This is a genomic window from Butyricimonas synergistica DSM 23225, assembly GCF_000379665.1.
GTDB classification, from domain to species: Bacteria; Bacteroidota; Bacteroidia; order Bacteroidales; family Marinifilaceae; genus Butyricimonas; species Butyricimonas synergistica.
The window spans coordinates 353922-375997 of sequence record NZ_KB903359.1; the positions used below are offsets into that span (position 1 = coordinate 353922).

Here is a 22076-nt window from a genome sequence, read left to right on the forward strand (position 1 = left end):
ATGAAATATGTGATAGTCGGTGGTGTGGCGGGAGGAGCCTCTACGGCAGCCCGTTTGCGTAGGCTGGATGAAAATGCTGAAATAATCCTTTTCGAGAGAGGTGAGTATATCTCTTATGCGAATTGTGGATTACCTTACTATATTGGAGATGTGATTTACGAGCGACAAAAGCTGTTCGTGCAGACGCCGGAGAGTTTTGCCGCTCGTTTTAATATCGAAGCCCGGGTATGTTCGGAAGTTGAGGGAATTGAACCGAGAAGAAAAGTGGTTCGGGTGCATGATTTGCGTTCCGGGAAGCGTTATGAAGAAACGTACGATAAGTTGGTACTGTCGCCGGGAGCGGAACCTGTGCGTCCGCCTTTGCCGGGGATTGATACGGAAGGGATATTCACGCTTCGCAACGTGAGCGATACCGACCGGGTGAAAGGGTACGTGGACGAGCGTGACGTGAAGCGGGCAGTCATTGTCGGAGCCGGGTTTATCGGTTTGGAGATGGCGGAAAACTTGTACGAGTACGGTATAGAGGTTACGATCGTGGAGATGGCAGATCAAGTGATGACTCCCGTGGATTTCGAGATTGCGGCAGTGGTACACCAACACCTGAGAGCGAAAGGCGTGGGACTTTATTTGCAGGAGGCGGTGACGGCTTTCCGGCAGACGGAGGACGGTATCGAGGTGGAACTGCGAAGCGGGTTGGTGATGCAGACAGATATGGTGTTGCTCTCTATCGGTGTGCGCCCGGATGCCCGTTTGGCAAAAGCGGCAGGGTTGGAGATCGGGGAAACGGGTGGTATCCGGGTGAACGAGTATTTGCAGACTTCCGATGCGGATATATATGCTGTGGGGGATGCTATCGAGTTCCTGAATCCCGTGAGCGGTCGCCCGGCGTTGGCATTTCTGGCTGGTCCCGCTAATAAGCAGGGGCGGATATGTGCCGATAATATCGTTTACGGTAATCAACGAAAATATAAAGGTTCGATCAATACGGCTATTGCCAAGGTGTTTGATTTGACGGTCGGCTCCGCGGGATTGTCGGCGAAGATGCTCGACCGATTGCGGATGCCTTACCGGGAAGCCATTATTCATGGGGCTTCACATGCGGGGTATTATCCGGGAGCGATTATGATGGATATTAAGATCAACTTTTCCCCGGGGGATGGAAAATTGCTGGGAGCGCAGGCGGTAGCCTCGGATGGGGCGGACAAACGCTTGGAGATGATGTCCGCGGTGATCCGGGAAGGTGGTTCGGTGTATGACTTGATGGAATTGGAACAGGCATATGCGCCTCCTTATTCTTCGGCGAAAGACCCGGTGAATATGGCGGGTTTCGTGGCTGATAATATGTTGAGCGGCAAGGTGAAGATGATCGGCTGGCGGGAATTGCAGGCAATGGATAGCGGGAAAGTCATGCTGGTAGATGTCCGGATGCCGGCAGAATTTGCAGAAGGAACGATACCGGGAGCGGTGAATATTCCGTTGGATGGTTCCCGAGGTGAATACAAGAATCTACCGAAGGATAAGACTATCGTGGTCTTTTGCGCCATTGGTTTGCGGGGATACATTGTTGCACGGGTATTGATGCAACTCGGTTACGAAGTGATGAACCTGAACGGGGGATACCGGACGTATGCCACGGTCACTGCGAGTGCTCCCGTGAATCCTCACGAGGTGCCTTGTTCGGGTCCGGTAGGTAAAAAGTAAAACAGATTGTGAAACAATTAGATGCCTTCATTCGCTATAAAAGAAAACTAAACTAACGAATGAAGGCATGAAGCGATTTGCAATTTTGATTTTGACCGTCATCATGGGAATAGCGTATAGCTGTTGTAGCGATGATGATGATAAGGAAACAGTTATTCCGGCAGGGAATAAAAGTATTGATCTGACCCTTACCAGTCGGTAGGGACGGTAATTAACGATGAGCTTACCGATTACGTGCAATCTTTGAATTTATTGACTTTACCGGGTGTTGGGAATGAAACGGGAATTACCACACTCTTCCGGATTTTCTCCATCCTTTTTTGTAGTAGTTCTCGCTCAAGTGACTGACGATAACGCCTTTGGATGTGCTGGCATGGACGAAGTACCCGTTCTTGAGGAATATGCCCACGTGGGTTAATCCTCTTCTTTTTTTCTTGGAGAAATTGAAAAACACGAGGTCTCCGGATTTTACCCGGCGTTTCCCGATACGTTGGCAGTCTTTACTGTATATGTTCGCTACTGTCCGTTGCAATGATTTGTGATACACGTTCTTGTACACGGAACCCACGAACCCCGAGCAGTCGGCACCCGTGCGGTTGGTTCCCCCGTAACGATAGGGCGCCCCGAGCCAGAGGCTAACTTCTTCGAATAAGGGGAGATTGTCCCGTTTGTTCACTGTGAAGCCTAATTTGCGGGATAATTGTTCGGTTTTACTTTTCTGGACGGCAAGCCGTTGTGTCGAACTACAAGAAGATAATACCAATGCCAGTAAAAGAATGCTCCAGTATAGTATGTTTCTCATGTGATTTATGTGCTTATTTGGCAAAGATAATTAATTTGTTTGAGGTTTTTCTTATTTTTGCACGGATGAATTATTTGGCACATATATTTCTTTCAGGAGATAACCGGAAGGTACAAATAGGAAACTTCGTGGGGGATGCAGTGAAAGGGCGAGCCTACGAGAAGTATCCGATTGATTTCCGGAGAGGGATATTATTGCACCGGGCGATCGACGATTACACGGATCACCATCCGTTGGTGCGTGAGGCGATCGAGTTGTTGCGAGGGGAGTTCGGGCGATATGCGGGAGTGATGACGGATATTTACTTCGACTACTTTTTGGCGATGGGGTTCAAGCGCTACACGGGAAAGTCCTTATGGCGGTTTACCTTGGGATTCTACGTGGCTTTAGTGAGAAACTACCGTTATTTGCCGGAGCGTTTTAAGGGGTTCCTGTGGCATTTTATTCTCACGAACCGTTTGGTGAAGTATGCTTCATTGTCGGGCATCCGGCGTTCGTTGGAAATTATGGTGGAGTATAAACATTTGGGCGTGGAGCCGGATAGGGCGATCGAGTTTCTGGTAGCGAACCGGATGCAGTTGCAGGGTATATTCGAGCGGTTCTTGCCGGATGTGTGGGAGATGTGTCATGCGAAGTTGAATGAAGACTTGATTATTAACTAAATATAAAAAGAGGAGTATGGAAGAATTATTTACTAGTCCGTCCAATGTTTCTATGGACGTATTTTTGAGCAAGATGGTTGATTTGGGGATTGCCGTCGGCTCTAAAATCTTGTTTGCATTACTTGTTTTGATCGTGGGACGTTGGATTGTTCGACGCTTGAACAAGTTGTTGAACCGGATTTTGATAAAACGGGAGGTCGAGGCTTCTTTGACTACTTTTGTGAGGAGTTTGGTGAGCATCACGTTGAACCTGTTGTTGATTATCGTGATTATCGGGATACTGGGGATTGAAACCAGTTCGTTTATCGCTCTCTTTGCATCTGCCGGTGTTGCCGTCGGTATGGCATTGAGCGGTACGCTTCAGAATTTTGCCGGGGGAGTGATGATTTTGTTGTTCAAGCCTTTCCGGGTAGGTGATTTTATTGAGGCGCAGGGACAAAGCGGTACGGTAAGAGAGATTCAGATATTCAATACGATCCTTACAACGGCTGATAATAAGGTGATTATCATCCCTAATGGAGGTTTGTCCACGGGGTTGATGAAGAACTATTCCAAGGAAGCTACCCGCCGGGTGGATTGGGAATTCGGCATCGCTTACGGGGATGATTACACGAAGGCAAAAGAGGTGCTTAGCCGTTTGCTGGATGCGGAAACCCGTGTGCTGAAAGATCCGGCTTATTTTATTGCTTTGACATCTTTGGGTGAGAGTTCCGTCAATATCGTAGTTCGTGCTTGGGTGAACGCTCCCGATTATTGGGGTGTTTATTTTGACATGAACGAGAAGGTGTACAAGACTTTCGCAGAGGAAAAGCTGAATATTCCTTTCCCGCAGCTGGACGTACACTTGCACCAATAAGAATTGAAAATGGAGAATTGAAAATGAACTTTTCATTCCCGAACTACCCCTTCCGGCTCCCCCCTTACACAGGGGGAGTTAGAGGGGGTAGTTCTTTAAGGAAATCCATTTTCAATTTCTTTGATCTGGAACAGATATTGATTACCTTGCGACTCGAAAAGAATTTAGTAAACCTTATAAATTTTATAAACTTTACGAACTCATTGTCATGCAATTAGTCTGGTTAGATTTGAATTCATCGTACGCTCATTCCTCTTTGGCTCTCCCGGCTATCCATGCCCAAGCGGAAGAAGATGAGGGGCGTGTAACATGGGGAAAGGTGTCGGTGACGATTAATTCGAACGTGGGAAGTGTGGTGGCGGAGATCGTGGAGAGAAAGCCGGATGTGTTGGCTGCCACGGCGTGGTTGTTCACTCACGAGGTGTTGTTGAAGATTACTTCCCGTGTAAAAGCGTTATTGCCGGAATGCACGATTATATTCGGGGGACCGGAAATGCTGGGCGATAATGAGGCGTATTTGCGGCGCCATCGTTTTGTGAGTTGCGTTTTCCGTGGAGAAGGGGAGATTGGTTTTCACGAGTGGTTGCGGGTATATGATAGCCCGGAGGCTTGGCATTCTATCACCGGGCTTTGTTGGTTGGACGAACGGGAGGAATATCATGACGGGGGGCTGGCAAGGGTTATGGAGTTCGACCGTTTGCGGATACCGGAAGCGAGTTGTTTTTTCGATTGGTCGAAGCCTTTCGTGCAGTTGGAAACCACACGAGGATGTTTCAATACTTGTGCGTTTTGCGTGAGCGGTGCGGAGAAACCCGTGCGGGTACTTTCCGTGGAGCGGATTCGGGAACGGTTAATTACGATTCGGGAACATGGTATTCGGGATATTCGTTTGCTAGACCGTACTTTTAACGGGAGTTCGGAGCGAGCTATCCGTTTGCTGCAATTGTTCCGGGAGTTTGCTCATGATATGCGTTTCCATTTGGAGATACACCCCGCTTTGCTTTCCGGGGAAGTGAAAGCGTTGTTGCGGGAATTACCTGCCGGATTGTTGCATCTGGAAGCGGGGATTCAGAGTTTGCGGGAGGATGTGTTACAGGCTTGTCGGCGGATAGGCAGCTTGCAGGCGGCATTGGACGGATTGCGTTATTTGGCGGGATTGCCGAACTTGATCGTGCACGCTGATCTGATAGCGGGATTGCCCCTCTACACGTTGGAGCAGATGATCGCCGATGTGCGGGTGCTGGCTTCTTTCGGCACGGGGGAAATTCAGTTGGAATTGTTGAAACTATTGCCCGGAACGGTGATGCGGGAACGGGCAGGACAGTTGGGGATCGTGTATTCTCCGGACGTGCCTTACGAGGTATTGTGTACCCGGGAGATGAGTGTGGAGGATTTGCGGCAGGCTCGCTTGTTGTCCCGCTTGATTGACGGCTTTTATAACGCCAGCGCATGGCAGCAAGTCGTGCGGTGTCTGATCGTGCATGACGAGCGTTTCTTGCCGGATTTCTTGGCATGGTTGGAGGAATTGGAGGTGTTGGAACAGCCTCTGAGTCTGGAAAAGCGGGGGACTTTGCTATATGAGTTTTGCGAGAGCCGCTATTCGGCATATCTGACGGATATTTCCGTGGCGTGGATCGTGGCGGGCATTCCTTTTGCCAAAGAACCCAGTCGGCGGCTGAAACCCTGGAACGACGGCGTTCCGACGGGAATCACCGTGTTGGCGGGTGAGTACACGGATATTATGCGGATGTATTATCTACCGGATGGCGTGAAGGAATACTGGTTCGGTTTTGACCGGGGACGGTCTGCTTCGAAACCTTTGTTCGTTTGTTGCAAAGAAGTTTAGTTATTGAATAATCCAATTATTTATGATTTCCTTGCCATGAGTCGTGATGATCGACTCGGGGTGGTATTGTACCCCGTGGAGGGGGAGGCTTTCGTGATAGAAGGACATGATATTGCCGTCTTCGTCGAGTGCGCTTACTTTCAGGAAGGGAGGTAAGGTATGCGGGGCGATAACCCACGAGTGGTAACGTCCTACCTTTACGGGGGAGGTAATACCTTGATAGAGAATATCCGAGGGGTCGACAATCGTTAGAGAGCTCGGGTGCCCGTGTTTCGGGTAGTTCAATTGTTGCAGGCGTGCACCGATACATTCGGCTATTGCTTGATGCCCGAGGCATACGCCGAGAATAGAGTGTGTGGTCTTGCATCGGTCGATGAGGGCGAGCAGGGCGCCGGCTTCCGACGGGATGCCCGGACCGGGGGAGAGCAGCAACTTTTCGTATTGTCCTAGAACAGAAAAGTCTATGCGGTCATTATAAACAATATCGAATTGACAATGCTCGTTTTCACGCAGAATCTGAACCAGATTGTAGACAAACGAATCGTGATTGTCGATGACTAAAATACGTTTCATTAGGATAATCTTATAAACTTTATGAACTCTTTCCGGGTGCGAAAGTAGGAATTCGGGGTGAAATAAACTACCTTTGGCAGGACAGTTTTTCGGGAGAAGTGCGTAATTCCCGGGGGTACACATGTTTGTAACTTGTAAGCTGTCATTTGTAACTGTGTAATTATGGTAAAAAGAAAAAATTGGTTCTCCTTGTTCTTCACGAACTATTTGGGAGTATTGAATGATAATTTTCTGAAGACCTTAGCGTGTTTTATTTGCATCGCTTGGGTTGGCAAGGAGAATGAGTCTATGGTCGTTACGCTGGCATCGGCAGCATTGGTGATTCCTTATTTGTTATTTTCCCCGTTGGCGGGGCGTTTGGCGAAGGTCTACCCGAAGCGGAAGATCGTGGTCTGGGCGAAGTTCGCCGAGATGTTGATTATGCTCGTGGCGGCGGCTGGTTTCCTGACTCATTCGACGTCGCTCGTGTTGGGCTCAATTCTGCTCATGGGATTGCAGAGCGCATTGTTTTCGCCCTCCAAGTACGGTTTGATACGGGATATCGGGGGAGAGGAAGGTATATCTTTCGGTTCGGGAGCGATGGAAATGTTTGCTTTCGTGGGTATCCTCACGGGTACTTTGATGGCGGCTTTCTTGTCGGAGAGCGTGGATATTCCGGTTCTGTGCGTGATTCTTTTCGGGGTTGCCCTTTTCGGGTGGCTGGCGAGTCTGACGATTCGGGCGAACGAGAGCGAGCCGATGAAAGAGAGTCACGAAACTTTGAATCCCGTGAAGTTCGTGAAGGATATGTTCCTGCGGGCGAAGGCTTTCAAGGGACTGAACCTTATCGTGGTGGGGCTTGCCACGTTTTGGTTTATCGGTGCCATGATACAGATGGTGCTTATCGTGTATTGTCGTTCCGACTTGGGAATGAGCGATTCGGAAACGGGTATCGTGATGTCATTGGCGGCTATCGGCATCGGTTCGGGTTGTTATCTTGCGGGAGTGTTGTCCCGGCATGACGTGGAGTTGGGGTTGGTGCCGTGTGGAGGTATCACCACGGGATTGGTGCTCTTGACAATTTTTATTTTTGATGCCGGCGGGGTATTCTTTGCCATACTGGTATTCCTTGCAGCCTTTTTCAGTGGTATGTTCAAGGTGCCGTTGGATGCGTGGATTCAAGCAAACGTGAAGGGACGGGAGTTGGGAGATATGTTGGCTTACTCGAACTTGATCACGTTCCTGTTTATGCTTTTTGCCTCGGGATGTTTCGGGGTGATCGGGATGTTTTTTGATTCCAGAATTGTATTTATATTTCTTGCGGTGCTCACGTTCGCGATTACTGCTATCCTGTTTACCCGGGTGGCAGAGGTGCGGGAGCGGTTCCGCAATTTAAGGATAGTAAGATTTTTCTATGGTAGCAAGGTATAAAAGAGTATTAGCGGCTTTTTACCGGGGAGTGTTGAGTGTTCGTTATCGGGTTCATCTGAAAGGCGAGGAATTGCTGAAAGAACCGCGGACTACGCTGTTTTTGCCGAACCATCAGGCTTCGGTAGACCCGCAGATCGTGTGTTCCCAATTGTTGCGATACACGGATGTATCCCCGCTGGTGACGGAAGGGTATTTTAAGATTCCTATCGTGGCACAGATACTCCATTTGATGGGTGCCGTGCGGGTTCCTGATCTTGAAAAGAGCCGCCGGGGCGTGGAAGTTGTCGCGGGATTGAGTAAGGTCGTGGTGGATGCCTTAGCGTCGGGGAGGAATGTGTTGATTTACCCGGCAGGACAATTGACTAACGGGGGACTCGAACGTGTCGGCAATAAACAGGGTACTTGGCAAGTGTGCCGCCAGTTGCCGGACGGGGTACGTGTCGTGGGGGTGCGGATTCAAGGTTTGTGGGGTAGTATGTGGTCTAGGGCGAAGACGGGGAAATCACCTGATTTCCTGTGGACTTACCTGAAGGGTATCTTTTACGTGTTAGCGAATTTGATTTTTTTTGTGCCTCGCCGGGACGTAACTATTACTTTTGAAGATATCACGGAAGAGGCTATACGTTACACGGCAGAGGGACGGCAACCTTTTAACCGTTTCTTGGAGAGTTTTTACAATGTCGAGGGTGAAGAAAAAAAGTGTTGCCTTAAGCACTTCTTTTACAATTGAAAGTGGCTCCTCCTGTGTAAGGAGGAGTTAGAGGGGATCGTAGAAGCGTTGACAAGTGGGGAGAAATCATAAATCATAAATTAGGAATGACGGCGAACGAGGTAAGAGAACGAATGAACCAATGGGGAGGTCGACGGGAACCTTTCTTGTTTGGAGTGGATTTTGAGTTGACTGGGGGCTTTTTTATACCTTCTCCTTTGCAACAGCAGGACGTCCTTTTTGAGGTAGGGGGTGTGACGAATGCGCCCCGAATAGATTTTCCGGCAGGAAAGGTGTTTATACCGCATCCCGTTTCCGGTAAAGAGTATGAGGGTAAATTCAATACAGTAAGGCGGGGACTGATGAGGGGCGATTCGTTCTTGCTAAACCTGACTGTGGCTACCGCCCTTGAAACGGATTGGACGCTGGAGGGGATATTCCACCGGGCACGTTCGCTTTATCGTTTACTGTTGCCGGGGAAATTTGTCTGTTTCTCTCCCGAGATATTCGTGCGGATAGACAAAGGGGTGATTTCATCGTACCCGATGAAAGGCACTATCGATGCCCGGGTGCCGGATGCCGAACGGGTGATCTTGGAGGATTACAAGGAACGTGCCGAGCATTACACGATAGTCGATCTGATCCGGAACGATTTGAACCGGGTAGCCGAGAACGTGCGGGTTCCCCGTTTCCGTTATATCGATCGCTTGCATACAAGCAATGGCGAGGTGTTGCAAGTGAGTTCCGAGGTGGCGGGGGACTTGAAGGGGGATTATTTTTCCCGGTTGGGGGATATTGTCTTCGAGTTATTGCCTGCCGGTTCTATTTCCGGTGCGCCGAAACCCTCTACACTGGATATTATAGCCCGTGCGGAAGGGGAAACGAGAGGTTATTACACAGGGGTATTCGGTTATTTTGATGGCGAGAAATTCGATTCGGCAGTGATGATCCGATTTGTCGAACGGCGTGACGGTCAGTTCTATTTTCGTAGTGGCGGGGGGATCACGATTAATAGCGATTGCCGGGCAGAGTACGAGGAAGTATTGAAAAAGGTGTATTTACCGTTTACAGGATGTTAGAATTGAAATACGAGATAAAATGGAGCGTCGTTTTGTAGAAACAATCAAGGTATATGACGGTCAGTTTTGCCATCCGGCTTATCACGAACGGAGGGCACGGGCAACGGCGCTTGCCGTTTTCGGTTGTTCTTTGGATTGGGATTTGTCCGGGTGGGCAATACCGGACGAGTTACTCCGAGGATTGGTCAAATGCCGGGTGGTGTACGATACGATGGTGAGGGAAGTGACTTTCACCCCGTATGTATTCCGACAGATCGCTTCCCTGCGGTTAGTCGAGGGGGAGGGGATAGATTATGCTTTTAAATCCACTGATCGTTCTGGGCTCGAACGTTTGCTTGCGCTGCGGGAGGGATGTGACGACGTGCTTATCGTGCGGCGGGGGATGATTACCGATACTTCCTTCTCGAATGTCGTGCTGGAAGATGCCACGGGTTTGTACACGCCCGACACCTTCTTGCTTGACGGAACTTGTCGCCGCCGCCTGATTGACGAGGGGGACGTGCAGGTGCGCTCTATTCCGGTTACAGAACTTTCCCGCTACGATCGGTTGTATTTGGTCAACGCGATGATCGGACTAGAGGATAACGTGTCGCTCCCGACGGATGCCGTGAGATATTGATCATTTATTCCGGATTTTCCTGGTAATATACTCGTTTACTGTTTTTGAACGTCAATTCCATCTTGTCGTAATTGACGAATACTTCACTGCGGAAATTCGTGAGCGGGTTGCTGGCGAATTGAATATAATCTTCTTTTAGCAGATACCAAGTCCCGTTGGCTTCTCTCGACGTGTTAGCTGCGATGTCAAGAATACTGAACTTGTAGGTATAATCGGGGTAAAGCGTGAACGTGAACCGTTCGGACGGTTTGATATTATTGGGTATGTAAGTGAAGTAACTTCCCGTCAGCAGGCGTGAGGGCAGACACGTGGCTTCCGGGTTGAGGCTGACCATGCGGGTGATTACCAGCTTGGGCGACGGGGTTTGTTCCGCCTCGTCACCGGGCACGAGGTAACCGTAGAACCGGGCGTAAACGGGAGTCCCCTCCGGCAAGTGTAACGCCGTGTATTCTTTCTCTACCTTGTAGGAGGTTTCCCCGAAGGCGATGACGAGCGATTCGCCCGTGGCACAATCTTTTAGTGTGGCTTTTTTGCCCTCGAGCACGTATTCTCCCGCGAAGTAATAGTCGGAGGTGGGGATAGGCATAGCACTCAACACGGTGTCCGCGAACGTCGAGGGTTGGCGTGATTCTTTGGTTTTCGTGTTATTTTTGCATCCGCAGAGGATGAAGATAATAGATACTAATAATAGAGTGTGTACTTTCATGGCATTTCCTTGTTTAAAGAATGAAACGGAAAAAAAGCCTGAAAGGTTTGTTGCGCTTAAACTAATTTCATTTTTTCCAGTAGTATCGAGGCATTCATGTTTTGGCTGATGCCGGGTTTAAGTTTATAGTCATACACGATGTCGTCGTCCGTGTGGGTGATCTCGAAACAACGGTTAAAATAATGATCCGGTTGTACGTCGGCAAGGGCTCCGAGTTCGAGGTCATGGGTGGCAACGAGCCCGGCGATGGGAAGCGTGAGCAATTTTTGAAGGAAGCGGCGGGAACCGTTGAGCTTGTCGCGGGAGTTTGTTCCTTTCAATATCTCGTCGAGGATGATAAATGTCTTTTCTTCCCCTTCAGCCATCGTGACAAGTTGTTGCAGGCGGAGCAATTCGGCGTGGAAATAGGACGTCCCCTTGGCGAGGTTATCCACCGTCCGCATACTCGTGAATATGCCCATGGGTTGGAACTCGAACGTGGCGGCACGCACCACTGCACCGCAACAGGCGAGAACGAGGTTTACCCCGACGGCACGCAGGAAGGTACTCTTGCCCGCCATATTCGCTCCCGTGATGATGTAAAATTCGTGAAGGTGATCGATGCCAAAGTCGTTTGTCACGCAGCCGTCGGCGGGGAGTAGGGGATGCCCGATACCGGTGCCTTGCAGAATCACTTCGGTGTTCAGCTTGGGCGTGACAAAATCGGGGTGGTTGTACTTGTAGTTGGCAAGGCTGACGAGGGCGTCGAGCTCTCCCGTGGCATTTACCCACGCGGGGATAGCCTCGGCATATTCCTGTTTCCATGCCACGAGGCGTTTCAGCAGGTGTAACTCCCGCAGGAATAGCCCGTTTAGCAGTATTGCCACCAGTACATTCGTGCGTTGGTCAAAGCCTTCCTGTATCTTGCGCAGGGAGCGTAGGGCTGTGTCTGCGTTTGACGAGGACGAGAATAATTGCTGCCGGATGGCTTGGAGTTGCTCCGATTGGCTTGGGAATGAGGCGAAATGGTGGATTAACTCGTGCAAGTTACTGAATGAACGGGTAAATTCGTCTAATCGCAAATGTGCCCGGAATGTCCGTTTTGCCGGAATGTAGCAAAACAGAAGCGAGAGACAGGAGAGAGTGAGCGGGATGTTCGAGGGAATGACGGAGAAAATATTCAATAACCACGTGGAAATGGTGATTACCGGAAAGATATAAAGGAAAGGCGTCATCCAGCGAGGCAATGATTCTTGCTCCCGTTGCCACATTTCGATTTGCTCCATGGCAAGACTGGACACGGCTTGACTGTTCCCCGTGGCTCGGAACGCGTGGCACCAGTCCGGGGAGTTGCTTAGTTCGGTCACGGCTTGTTGGCGGGAGGTGATTTCTTCACCGGACTTTAGCGGGTGGAGCAACCAACGGTGTATTTTTTCCCTCCCGTGTGGGGTGATGGTCCGGTTCACTGCTTGAAAGAGCGAGTTGTCGCCGAATAGGTCGAGGTCATGGGCGTAGGGATGTGCTTGGTCTTTATACTCGTTGCCCGGGAAAAGGTGTTGCAATTCTCCCGACAAGTATTCTAGTTCCACCTCCGAACACTTCTTCAATTCGTTCAGAAAGGTTATTTTCTTTAGTAATTTTGTTTCAAATATATTTATTGAGATAAAGATCGCAATGGCGGCGAAAAAAGCACATAGGTAAGCGACTGTACCCGTGGTTGAAAATAGATAGATAAAGAAAGCGGCGGCGAGGAATAGAAGTATTTTTACTAGCGTGATAGCATTGCGTTTCTGTTTGTGATTCTTCAGCAGTGCGGTTACTTCTTCCAGCTTGCCGTAATAATATTGTTCGGGTTGTTGCATGACACTTGTGTTCTGTTTCCCGCGAATATACCTTTAAACGTGGAATTATTAAAATGATGGGAAAATATTTCAATAGAAATCAAGTGATTTCCTGATCTAAATGAGAACCCGGGGTGGTTAGGGTGATGATACATGGTATAGCCGTTGATCATCCAAGTTAATTTCGGTACAACTTCGGAACAACTTCGGTGCAAAGACCTTCGTGAGCGTCTTTGAAACGTCTTTGAATCGAAGGTGAAACGTCTTTGATCCCTATCTTCATCGAAACTACACCGGGATTACTACGTGACTTCCCGCTGTTCAAGAAGATTGAGGTTTAGAATTCAATTCTTTTTCCTTGGAATTAGTTCCGTTTGTGAATGTCGTGGATTCTGACCCTATACTTGTCTTATGGCTTGGGTGATATAAACTTTTATCCTTTTTGTTTCTGTTCCTTCCCTTGCCGAAACGTATACTGTCCCGTTCCTCACGACTCCTATACCTCTTGCGATCTTCAAGGTAATCAATCCGTCGTCCACGTATATGTAATCCGGATCGTTACGAACGATACCATCTCCGGGAGCCAGTTGTAACCAGGTATGATTGCTATAATCCTCCACGCGGGCGGAAATATAATACCCGTTCTCCATAAACGTGGTGATCGTTGCAGTTCCGGAAGCAACCCGGTCTTTTCGGGTAACAGTTACAATCTTTCTCAGATTTCCAAGGTATATTTCAATCTGCCCTGTCGTGAATCCCGCCGCTACTTTTATTTTCACATCATAAGGAGTTGTGGTTCCAACCGGAATCTTACCGTCCGCCGGGGAAACGATTTCCAAACCACTTGTCAGTGAAGTAATCGTCCGTCTCACGGGGAACGTGCGTCCGCAATCCGTTATAAGAGTAAATGCCGTGTACTCATCTGCCGTGCCCCCGGTGGTATATAGTTCAAAATGAGAGTTTGTTACCCCCAAATAGTAATCATTATTGCTCATAATCTCGTAACCCGAATCATTTTGAACCAAAGTGGTAAATTTCAAGTTGGAATTGGATGCCAGCGATACTTTTGCATCTTCTATCGACGTGAAACCTTGTCCCCCGACGGAGGTAATCGTGAACTCGTATTCTGTGTTCCGCAATATATTCAACACGTTTTGATTGTTGTTGATAAATGCCATTTTATAGAAATAACTCGCTCCCTTGTAAATACCCCGGATGATTAGATAAGAATCATTCGTTTGCGTATTCGATTCGTAAAGATAAAGCGGGGATGATTCCGTACTTTGCTCCGTGGCTGTGATGATTTCTGCGTTCACGATATCCGTACTATACGAGGCATGGCCTCTGTACTCCACTAAATTATTTATCAGTAACGTTCCGGTTAGGTTATGAAATTGTCCCTGTTTGGGAATATTTGTCACCGTTGTAATTCCTTGCAGTATAAAGTCGGGAGCCGTATTTTTCACGATTACTTTTCCGACCACGCGTTTCAGGTTTATCTGTGGAATTGTTATACTGGCATCAATCTTGGAAACACTGACCAGATCACTCATCGGCAATTTCTGTCCGACATACGGTACGGTGTACTGCGGGTTCGTTAAGGGTTCCGAGAGTAAGTTCTTGCAAGCGTAATCCAGATTACGACTACCCAAGGTATTCGCGAAATTGTCAGAAGTATAGGAATACCCGGTGCCTCCCACGTAAAACTGACTCGGCGGATTTGCCAATATCAATAACTGGCATGCACTTGTTTGTACATCCAGGTAAACATAGGTCTTGTTATTCAGAATTTCGGCTTGAACTGCTTCGACAAAACTAGCCGTTCCTCCCGTTCCCGAGAAAACGAGTACCCAGGGTTGTCTGTCCAGGGCGTCTTCGTCCGCCCCGACACGAGAAACAGGAAGCCCGTAACTCCCGGCTCTCGTGAAAAGTTCAAACCGTACTTTCGTATCCTCTGTATAGGTAGTTTCATTTACCTTCTCGCTACAAGCCGAGAGCAAAGCCAGTAAGGCAAACAGATATGTAATATGTCTTTTTATGTATCTCATTTCAATGTTTAATTATCTCGAAAACAACGGATTAAATTACCTGTTGAAGCCGAAGTGGACACGCTACCCACGAAACTTCCGCGACTTTCCTGTGCCCATGCGTTACGGAAGGAATTCGGGAATAGTGGTGATGCTGAAGAAGTCCAGTAATAACCAGTTTCTCCCGCGTACATCAATCCTCCTCCAGCGGATTCCTTGCGCCCGCCTGCTGGAAAGAACACGGAGGCTCCTGTCGTTGGGTTATAGAATATGCACCCCCGGTAAGCCACCTGCGACGTATTGATACTCACCCCGTAACGATCGGTGCCGTCCGCGATCCGCTGTTTCTTGATCGGGCGACGATCGAAATAGCCGTCCGCGTAGAAGCCATCTTTGGCTTTTATATTTTTTTCCTGTGATTCATCCTCGTTAAATGCCGGCGACGTGGGGTAACGATAAATCTTCCACCCTTCTCGTTCTCCGTATTGAATATCAAGCGTTGCCTCGAACCCGAACAATAATTCCCCCGCGACGGGATTGAGTGCCAACGACTGTCGCCATTCCGAATTCGAGATCTGCGCCGTGTATGTCAGGTCGTTGCTGCCGTTTGCGGCTGTGCCGGAATGATCGGTACGTTCTATTACCGGTGTCGGCCAGAAACGCTTGAAGTTCGGGTAAGGTCCGTTATATGAAATTTGATTCGTGTACCCGTCATTCGGGCGATGATACCCCGGGGGACAAACTTCGGATATTGCCTTATGATTCCATATATACCCGGTTCCCGTGCCATCGTCCCATATCGGTTGAGCCTCCATAGCGTCATCCCAGTCATCCGTGGAAGAATAACCGTTAACGGGTTTAGTGGGATGATATGCCCTGCGCGGGTGCCCTGTCGATGTCCACTGGAAGAATGCCCCGACTTGGGTCGGGTATTCCACGAATACGGCACTCTTTGTCTGTGCCAGGTCATAATAATTATTCTCGCCCTTGTTCTTGTAGGCAGGAGCGGTCAGATTGAAAGGAGATATTTTACCCGCTTTCGTCCGGGTGTTGCCCGCCAGGGGACCAAGCGCAATAATATCCCCGTTGGTCATTAGATAATCGGCAGCTTCGCCCTGTCGTATATAAATACGCGTGGTCGGTTCCCAATAGGCAGCCCACCTGTGGGATAAATGCAGTATCGCGTATCTTGGCTTTCTTAGCCCGTTGTCAACCACGGGATTGGGATTAGCGTTTTTCCATGCGACCCGGAAATAAATCCGACCTCTTCCCGTGATGTAACTTCCGTTTTCATGTGGTTTGAATTGGTTAGGGCGAACCGGATAATTCTCGGCATCACCGGGCGTATCTGTTCCGACGGACGGATCGAAACTGGGGGTTGTACTCAAAACAATATCTCCGTCTCCTTGCTCTATCCACACCTGCCACTCGCCAAGGTCTGTCGTGTTTTCAACCCTCGGTTTTTGTCCCGTGATAATACGTTCCCCTTTTTCTGTATCCTTGAAAAAAGCTCCGACGTAATACCCTGCCCAATGGATACCATCAAAACGATACCCTTCCTGCCGGGTATTCACTTTAATTTCCCGCTGTAATTTTCCTCCTTCATCAGCTTCACCGGACAAGATAATCCGGAATGTTTTATTATGTATTTCGTTATATTCATCCAGCAGGATATCCATGTACCCCGATCCCGTTTTTAATTCGGTATCATATATATAGCTAAAGCGGGAGGTTTCATATTTCACGAATTTTCCGTCGTACACCGGATTACCATATTGTGCAAACCAGGGATTGTTCATCACGGGCATGAATACCAAGTCATTGAATACCTTTTCGGTAAGCATGATGGTATTGCCGCTCACCCCTACATACAAGTCCGGCAAAACATGAACCTTCGGCATATTGGACGAAAAAGTTATTCTCGCACCATTGAAATCGGTAATGCTTACGTTGACCTCGGAAACGTTCAAGTAGTAATTTTCCATCTGCCAATTATGATCCTCTTCCCCCCAGGGTGTTAATGTTACATTAAGTTCCAGGGGAATCTTGATGATCCCTTTTAGAAGAAGGGCAGAATTGAAAGGTAACGTGTAGTTATCTTTTGTCGCACCATTTACGCCGTTTGTTGCGATCTTCAACTTGCAGGAAGGGCTATACCGGTCTTTCATATCCACGGTTAAGTCAAAGGCTTTATCTACATTGTCTACCGGCGTGAAATTGTTGAAAGGCAGAATAAAACGGGTGATATGTCGTACCCATACAATTCCCCGGGCCTGTTGTTCAACACTCGGTGTCGCACTTGAAAAATGATCGGCATCATCTGCTAAAGTATATTTACGAGTTTTAGTTCTACCGAAAGCCCCATTGTCGTCAGACATTAATTTGATATCGTCAGGAACGTTGCTGATAGTAATTCCGGTGAAGTAATTCGTCAAGTCTTCCTCCGCTTCCAACATGATATCCACCCGTGATGCGAGCCTGTCGAGTTTTAATCGAAGTGGATTTTGTACCAATCCTCCGTTTACCTTTGCTCCCCCTTTGCCGGGAAGAACTTCAACATTCTTTATCTCTTGGAACATGGGGATCGGTGTGTCCGCACGGAAAGCCGACTCGGGATACGTGACTCCTTCAAGGTCTGAATATTGACCTATGGTGTTCAGCACGTTTTGGATATTCAACGATGTCGGCTCGTTAGCCAAGAACACGAAATCATAAATACCTTCATTTATAGGATGTTCTATGATTTCGTTCAACATTGCGTTGTATAATACGTTGCTCACGCATTTCCCGTTTGCGCGAAATGCAAATATTCTAAGTGTTTTGATCTCGTTATCCAGCAGATCGGTCGATCCTAACGAGTTAGCTCTCTGCACAAGTATATATGCCGCCTCCTCGTCGGTTTCTTCCGACGTCAAGCGTTCCTCTATACAAGAAACAAGCAAGCATAACATACCAGTGAAAAGAATATATATGTATTTAATCATTTCCCCAAATAAGCGTTTCTACATCTCAAATAAATCACTTTATAGCCTGATTTTTAATAATGTAAAAATATAATTTGTCCTACAAGTATTGGTGCTCTTTGGGGAGTATTTATAGTTCGGTGTATTTCTAATAGAGTAAATATGAATAAATATGTGTTCGAATTTCGATGTTTTGTAGATAAATTTTTTTTAATATGCGAAATTCGAAACAAATTTGCAACCAGACACTGGTTTTAGAAAACCCGATTATGCTTTTTATAGGGATGATTTTGACGCATAAAATAGTGTATAGCCGGGAATCTGTCGGTTTAATTTTCGGTTTAAACATCTTGTCAAAAAAGCCGGTTCTTGTTTGTAAAAACGAAGAGAGTTACTTTCGTAACTCTCTCATTTCCTGTGGTGCCACCAGGAATCGAACCGGGGACACAAGGATTTTCAGTCCTTTGCTCTACCAACTGAGCTATGGCACCATAGCTGAATTGCGAGTGCAAATATAGAGGTTTTATTTGAACTTGCAAGGCGTCGGGCACAAAAAGTGGAAAAAATATTATTTGTGTTTTTACCTTAGGCGAATACACAGGTACATCATCCACACGAAAATGACCATCGAGGCGTAGGGTACTGCCGGAATGAATAGGAACCAAAGCAGGAAGCCGATGATGAGGATATAGAGGTACACGGAGATGTATTTGTTGATGATCCACGGCAATTCCCTTTTGCCGAGGAAAAAGGCGGCAATAAGGTTAAGAGGGTTCGCCCAAAGGGCGTTGAAGTTGGGGAACATCGTGGGGTGTTTCGTGAAGAAGCAGAGGAAGACGATGAGGCAGCCGATGATACCCGTGGCAATGAAAAACGGGATGGCGACGGCTTTCAGCAATCGTCTGCTCTTGTACTTTTGCAGGAGCAGGATAAATGCTAATGTGCAAACGGCAAAGACGAAGAACGGGGAGAGATACCACGGGGTACTTAAGTCTTGTTCCGGGGCTTGGTAGATGACCTCTATCGGTTCGACCAACCGATTACCGTTATATGCGGCGGAATCCAGGCGGTACATGAGGTAGTCAGGCAGGAACATCTGTTCCCGTGTCGTGGCGGTCGAGGTTGCCGGGGAGCCGAGTATGGTGTGGATACCCCATTGCGTCCACGGGGAACGGCGCAGGTATTCGTCCAGTAGGTTCCAGAAACTTTTGGTGGAAGGTTCAGCCGTCCACGTGATATGGTTATCCGTGCTTTTCTCGATAATATCCCTTACACGGGTAGAGCAATTGTCATACAGGAAATTATAGAGATAGGAACGGTTTTGAGGCTGGTAGTTCTCTACCAGTAAATCCATCAGGTATTGTTTCTGGATAGAATCAAGGTTTAGGGTTTGTGAATAGACACTGCGTTTTTCCCTGTGGTAAGATCTCACGAAATAGTCAAAGTCCGTGCAGGATAGCTGGTAAGGGAGTAGCCCTTGCGCGAACTTGAAGTAGAAACCTTGGGTTTCAAAATCGAACGTACCGTAATTGAACACGATATCCAGACGGTTCGCCTCGTCGGTGATGCGGATTCCCGTGTGCCCGAAGAGGGAGTAAAGTTCGTTACCCGGTGCGCACGTGAGGATACTGATGGTGGCATCCTTCGACAGTTTGATTGCCGATGCGTTGAGGCTGAAAATGCACAATACGAATGCGAATAGTGTAGATATTTTCGTTTTCATGATATCTCGTGTTGAGTTATATTTTACATGGCGGGTACTTGATATCACAGAGGAACAGTGCGTTCCCGGGGACGGAGGTGCCCGCTTTACAACGGTCTTTGCTTTCGATGACCTGTTGGAATTCTTCCAGCGTGATTCGTTTCTGCCCCACGTCGAGCAAAGTTCCCACGATAGCTCGCACCATGTTGCGTAGGAAACGGTCAGCCTTGATCGTGAAGACGAGTTGCTCGTCGGTTTCTTCCCACCCGGCTTCCATGATCCGGCAGATATTGGTCTTTACGTCCGTGTGCAACTTCGAGAAGCTGGTGAAGTCCTCGTAATGCCCCAGCAGTTCGCATGCCCGGTTCATTAGTCGGATGTCGGGTAACGGGTGGGGTGTGTAGGCGAACGGGTAGGTGAATGGGTTCTTGGTCTTGTTGATGTAATACTTGTAGGTACGCGAGAGAGCCGAGAACCGGGCGTGCGCTTCCGGGAGAACGGGATAGATCTCTTTTATGGAGATATGTTTTCCGAGAAAGCGGTTTAGCTTGTCGGTCAGTGCTTGCGTGTCCGTTACGGGGGCGTTGCTGTCGAAGTGGGCGACGAAAAAGGAGGCATTCACGCCCGTGTCGGTACGTCCGGCACCGGTGACGTTGATGTCTTGCTTCAGCAGCAGCGACAAGGCTTTGTTTATATCTTCCTGTACGGAAGGGGCATTGGGCTGGATTTGCCAACCGTTGTATCCGTTCCCGTTGTAAGCTAGTTCTATAAAATACCTGTGCATATCTTTCCTTTTCAAGGTTCAAAATTAACACAAATCGGGGAGAAATTATAGATTTTACGTTATATTTGTGTGTCCATAGTTTTCACGGACGTTGATAAACGTTGAAAAGAGATGAGTAGTATAGCTGAAAATTTGAAACGGATAGCCGATAGCTTGCCGGAAAGGGTTAGGCTGGTGGCTGTATCGAAAACGAAGCCGGTAGAGGCGATCGAGGAGGCGTATAACGCTGGACAACGGGTGTTCGGGGAGAATCGGGCACAGGAAATGGCGGAGAAGTACGAGGTACTCCCGAAAGATATAGAGTGGCACTTGATCGGGCATTTGCAAACCAACAAGGTGAAGTACGTGGCAGGATTTGTGGCGATGATTCACGGTGTGGAAAGTTTGAAATTGCTGGAAACGATAAATAAAGAAGCGAAGAAGCATGACCGGGTGATTCCTTGCCTGCTACAATTCCACGTGGCACAGGAGGAAACGAAATTCGGTCTGAACATGGAGGAAGCGGCAGCATTACTGGAAAGCGAGAGCTACGCGAACATGAAGAACGTGCGGATCGAGGGGGTGATGGGAATGGCGACGAACACGGATAACCTGGCGCAGGTGCGGGAAGAGTTCCGGCATTTGCACAAGATATTCGAGGAATTGAAACAACGCTATTTCGCTGACAAGCCCGGGTTCAAGGAATTGTCAATGGGTATGTCCGGGGATTACGGGATTGCCGTGGAGGAAGGAAGCACGATGGTGAGGGTGGGGAGCTCGATATTTGGGGCGAGACAATATTTATGCAATCTAAAACCTAAAATCATAAATTAATTTATTATGGCAGAATTGAAGACAAAATACATGGGCTTGGAGTTACGGAGTCCGATCATCGCAGCTAGTTGCGGATTGACGTCCGAGGTAAACAAGATGGTAGAGATGGAGAAAGCGGGAGTGGGAGCGGTCGTGTTGAAATCTATTTTCGAGGAACAAATCAATCAGGAAACGAGCGGTGTGTTTAATGCTGGGTACGGGATGAGCGATGCTTACCCGGAGGCTGAGGACTATATCAAGGCGTATATCCGTTCTAACACGATACAGAAGTACGTGGAGCTGGTGCGCGAAGCCAAGAGCCGTTTGTCTATCCCTGTCATTGCCAGCGTAAACTGCTTTAGTGGTGGCGAATGGATCAGCTTTGCCCGCCAATTGCAGGATGCCGGGGCGGATGCCTTGGAACTGAACGTTTTCATTCTGCCCGTGAACGAGTTCACGGAGAGTGTGGAAGTGGAAAACGTGTATTTCGAGATCATGAAGTCGATCAAGGAACAGGTGAAAATTCCCGTGGCGGTGAAGATCAGCCACTATTTTACGAACCTTTCGGCATTCGTGGACAAGATGAAGGCTTACGGGGCGAATGCCACGACGATATTCAACCGTTTTTACGAGCCGGACATCAACATCAACACCTTGACGATGGGGGCTGCCTCCGTATTCAGTACAGCCTCGGAATTGCGCTCTACGTTACGGTGGACGGGCATCCTTGCCGGCAAGGACAAAAAACTGGAGATTTCTGCTTCTACCGGTGTGCATAGTGGCGAGGCGGTCGTGAAGTTGTTGTTGGCGGGGGCTACCACCGTGCAATTGTGTTCTGTGCTTTACGAGAAAGGCATTCCGGTGATTGAAGAAATGAATAGTTTTATCAAAACATGGATGGAGAACAAGGCTTTTGAGCGTATTGAAGATTTTCGGGGGATGTTGTCCTACTCGTCGATCGAGAATCCCGACTTGTACGAACGTGCACAATTTATGAAATACTTTAGTAACAAATCCTTATAATT

General features: G+C 48.3%; 19 protein-coding genes and 1 tRNA gene. 11 read left to right on the forward strand and 9 right to left on the reverse strand.

The features are described from left to right. Both A3CY_RS0101535 and A3CY_RS23410 read left to right on the forward strand, forming a co-directional pair. Complete coding sequence (locus tag A3CY_RS0101535) at positions 1–1701, forward strand: FAD-dependent oxidoreductase (RefSeq protein WP_018336122.1); 1701 nt, start codon at positions 1–3, stop codon at positions 1699–1701. Between the two features lie 67 nt (positions 1702–1768). Beyond that, positions 1769–1903, forward strand: coding sequence for a hypothetical protein (locus tag A3CY_RS23410; RefSeq protein WP_018336123.1), 135 nt, complete (start codon positions 1769–1771; stop codon positions 1901–1903). A gap of 84 nt (positions 1904–1987) precedes the next feature. Here A3CY_RS23410 and A3CY_RS0101540 read toward each other — a convergent pair whose 3' ends face one another. Then, entirely contained in the window at positions 1988–2503 is a 516-nt protein-coding gene (locus A3CY_RS0101540; RefSeq protein ID WP_040371234.1) for an NlpC/P60 family protein, read from the reverse strand. Between the two features lie 65 nt (positions 2504–2568). On the opposite strand from A3CY_RS0101540, the gene A3CY_RS0101545 reads away from it, so the two are divergent. The 3 genes from A3CY_RS0101545 to A3CY_RS0101555 all read left to right on the forward strand — a co-directional run bounded on the left by A3CY_RS0101545 (position 2569) and on the right by A3CY_RS0101555 (position 5867). Then, a complete protein-coding gene (locus A3CY_RS0101545; RefSeq protein ID WP_040371381.1) occupies positions 2569–3165 on the forward strand; it encodes an acyl carrier protein phosphodiesterase in 597 nt (198 codons plus the stop codon). A 16-nt stretch (positions 3166–3181) separates the two neighbouring features. After that, entirely contained in the window at positions 3182–4021 is an 840-nt protein-coding gene (locus tag A3CY_RS0101550) for a mechanosensitive ion channel family protein (RefSeq protein WP_018336126.1), read from the forward strand. 208 nt (positions 4022–4229) lie between these two features. Continuing rightward, positions 4230–5867 (forward strand): B12-binding domain-containing radical SAM protein, encoded by a 1638-nt coding sequence (locus tag A3CY_RS0101555; protein WP_018336127.1) that lies wholly within the window; start codon positions 4230–4232, stop codon positions 5865–5867. Here A3CY_RS0101555 and A3CY_RS0101560 read toward each other — a convergent pair whose 3' ends face one another. Continuing rightward, complete coding sequence (locus A3CY_RS0101560) at positions 5868–6440, reverse strand: anthranilate synthase component II (protein ID WP_026207193.1); 573 nt, start codon at positions 6438–6440, stop codon at positions 5868–5870. Positions 6441–6602: 162 nt separating this feature from the next. On the opposite strand from A3CY_RS0101560, the gene A3CY_RS0101565 reads away from it, so the two are divergent. The 4 genes from A3CY_RS0101565 to A3CY_RS0101580 all read left to right on the forward strand — a co-directional run bounded on the left by A3CY_RS0101565 (position 6603) and on the right by A3CY_RS0101580 (position 10257). Continuing rightward, positions 6603–7850 carry an MFS transporter gene (locus tag A3CY_RS0101565; protein WP_026207194.1) on the forward strand — a complete coding sequence of 416 codons (1248 nt, stop codon included), beginning with the start codon at positions 6603–6605 and terminating at the stop codon, positions 7848–7850. After that, positions 7834–8580, forward strand: a complete 747-nt coding sequence (locus tag A3CY_RS0101570; protein WP_018336130.1) for a lysophospholipid acyltransferase family protein — start codon at positions 7834–7836, stop codon at positions 8578–8580. The genes A3CY_RS0101565 and A3CY_RS0101570 overlap by 17 nt, the downstream gene beginning before the upstream one ends. Before the next feature lie 86 nt (positions 8581–8666). Continuing rightward, positions 8667–9638, forward strand: a complete 972-nt coding sequence (locus A3CY_RS0101575; protein ID WP_018336131.1) for an aminodeoxychorismate synthase component I — start codon at positions 8667–8669, stop codon at positions 9636–9638. 19 nt (positions 9639–9657) lie between these two features. Beyond that, on the forward strand, positions 9658–10257 hold the full coding sequence (locus A3CY_RS0101580; RefSeq protein ID WP_018336132.1) for an aminotransferase class IV: 600 nt from the start codon (positions 9658–9660) through the stop codon (positions 10255–10257). A 4-nt stretch (positions 10258–10261) separates the two neighbouring features. Here A3CY_RS0101580 and A3CY_RS0101585 read toward each other — a convergent pair whose 3' ends face one another. The 7 genes from A3CY_RS0101585 to truA all read right to left on the reverse strand — a co-directional run bounded on the left by A3CY_RS0101585 (position 10262) and on the right by truA (position 20259). Next, positions 10262–10963, reverse strand: coding sequence for a hypothetical protein (locus A3CY_RS0101585; protein WP_018336133.1), 702 nt, complete (start codon positions 10961–10963; stop codon positions 10262–10264). A gap of 56 nt (positions 10964–11019) precedes the next feature. Then, positions 11020–12804 carry a MutS-related protein gene (locus A3CY_RS0101590; protein ID WP_018336134.1) on the reverse strand — a complete coding sequence of 595 codons (1785 nt, stop codon included), beginning with the start codon at positions 12802–12804 and terminating at the stop codon, positions 11020–11022. Between the two features lie 377 nt (positions 12805–13181). Beyond that, positions 13182–14831: a hypothetical protein gene (locus tag A3CY_RS0101595; RefSeq protein WP_026207196.1), complete on the reverse strand. Its 1650-nt coding sequence runs from the start codon at positions 14829–14831 to the stop codon at positions 13182–13184. Between the two features lie 8 nt (positions 14832–14839). After that, positions 14840–17794: a FimB/Mfa2 family fimbrial subunit gene (locus A3CY_RS19995; RefSeq protein WP_018336136.1), complete on the reverse strand. Its 2955-nt coding sequence runs from the start codon at positions 17792–17794 to the stop codon at positions 14840–14842. A gap of 397 nt (positions 17795–18191) precedes the next feature. Beyond that, positions 18192–18264, reverse strand: a tRNA-Phe gene (locus tag A3CY_RS0101605). 89 nt (positions 18265–18353) lie between these two features. Continuing rightward, on the reverse strand, positions 18354–19496 hold the full coding sequence (locus A3CY_RS0101610) for an Lnb N-terminal periplasmic domain-containing protein (protein ID WP_018336137.1): 1143 nt from the start codon (positions 19494–19496) through the stop codon (positions 18354–18356). 16 nt (positions 19497–19512) lie between these two features. Next, positions 19513–20259, reverse strand: a complete 747-nt coding sequence (truA, locus tag A3CY_RS0101615; RefSeq protein WP_018336138.1) for a tRNA pseudouridine(38-40) synthase TruA — start codon at positions 20257–20259, stop codon at positions 19513–19515. Positions 20260–20370: 111 nt separating this feature from the next. Between truA and A3CY_RS0101620 the strand changes: the two genes are divergently transcribed. After that, on the forward strand, positions 20371–21072 hold the full coding sequence (locus tag A3CY_RS0101620; protein ID WP_018336139.1) for a YggS family pyridoxal phosphate-dependent enzyme: 702 nt from the start codon (positions 20371–20373) through the stop codon (positions 21070–21072). A 6-nt stretch (positions 21073–21078) separates the two neighbouring features. Then, positions 21079–22074 (forward strand): dihydroorotate dehydrogenase-like protein, encoded by a 996-nt coding sequence (locus A3CY_RS0101625; RefSeq protein ID WP_018336140.1) that lies wholly within the window; start codon positions 21079–21081, stop codon positions 22072–22074. The last annotated feature ends 2 nt before the right edge of the window (positions 22075–22076 follow it).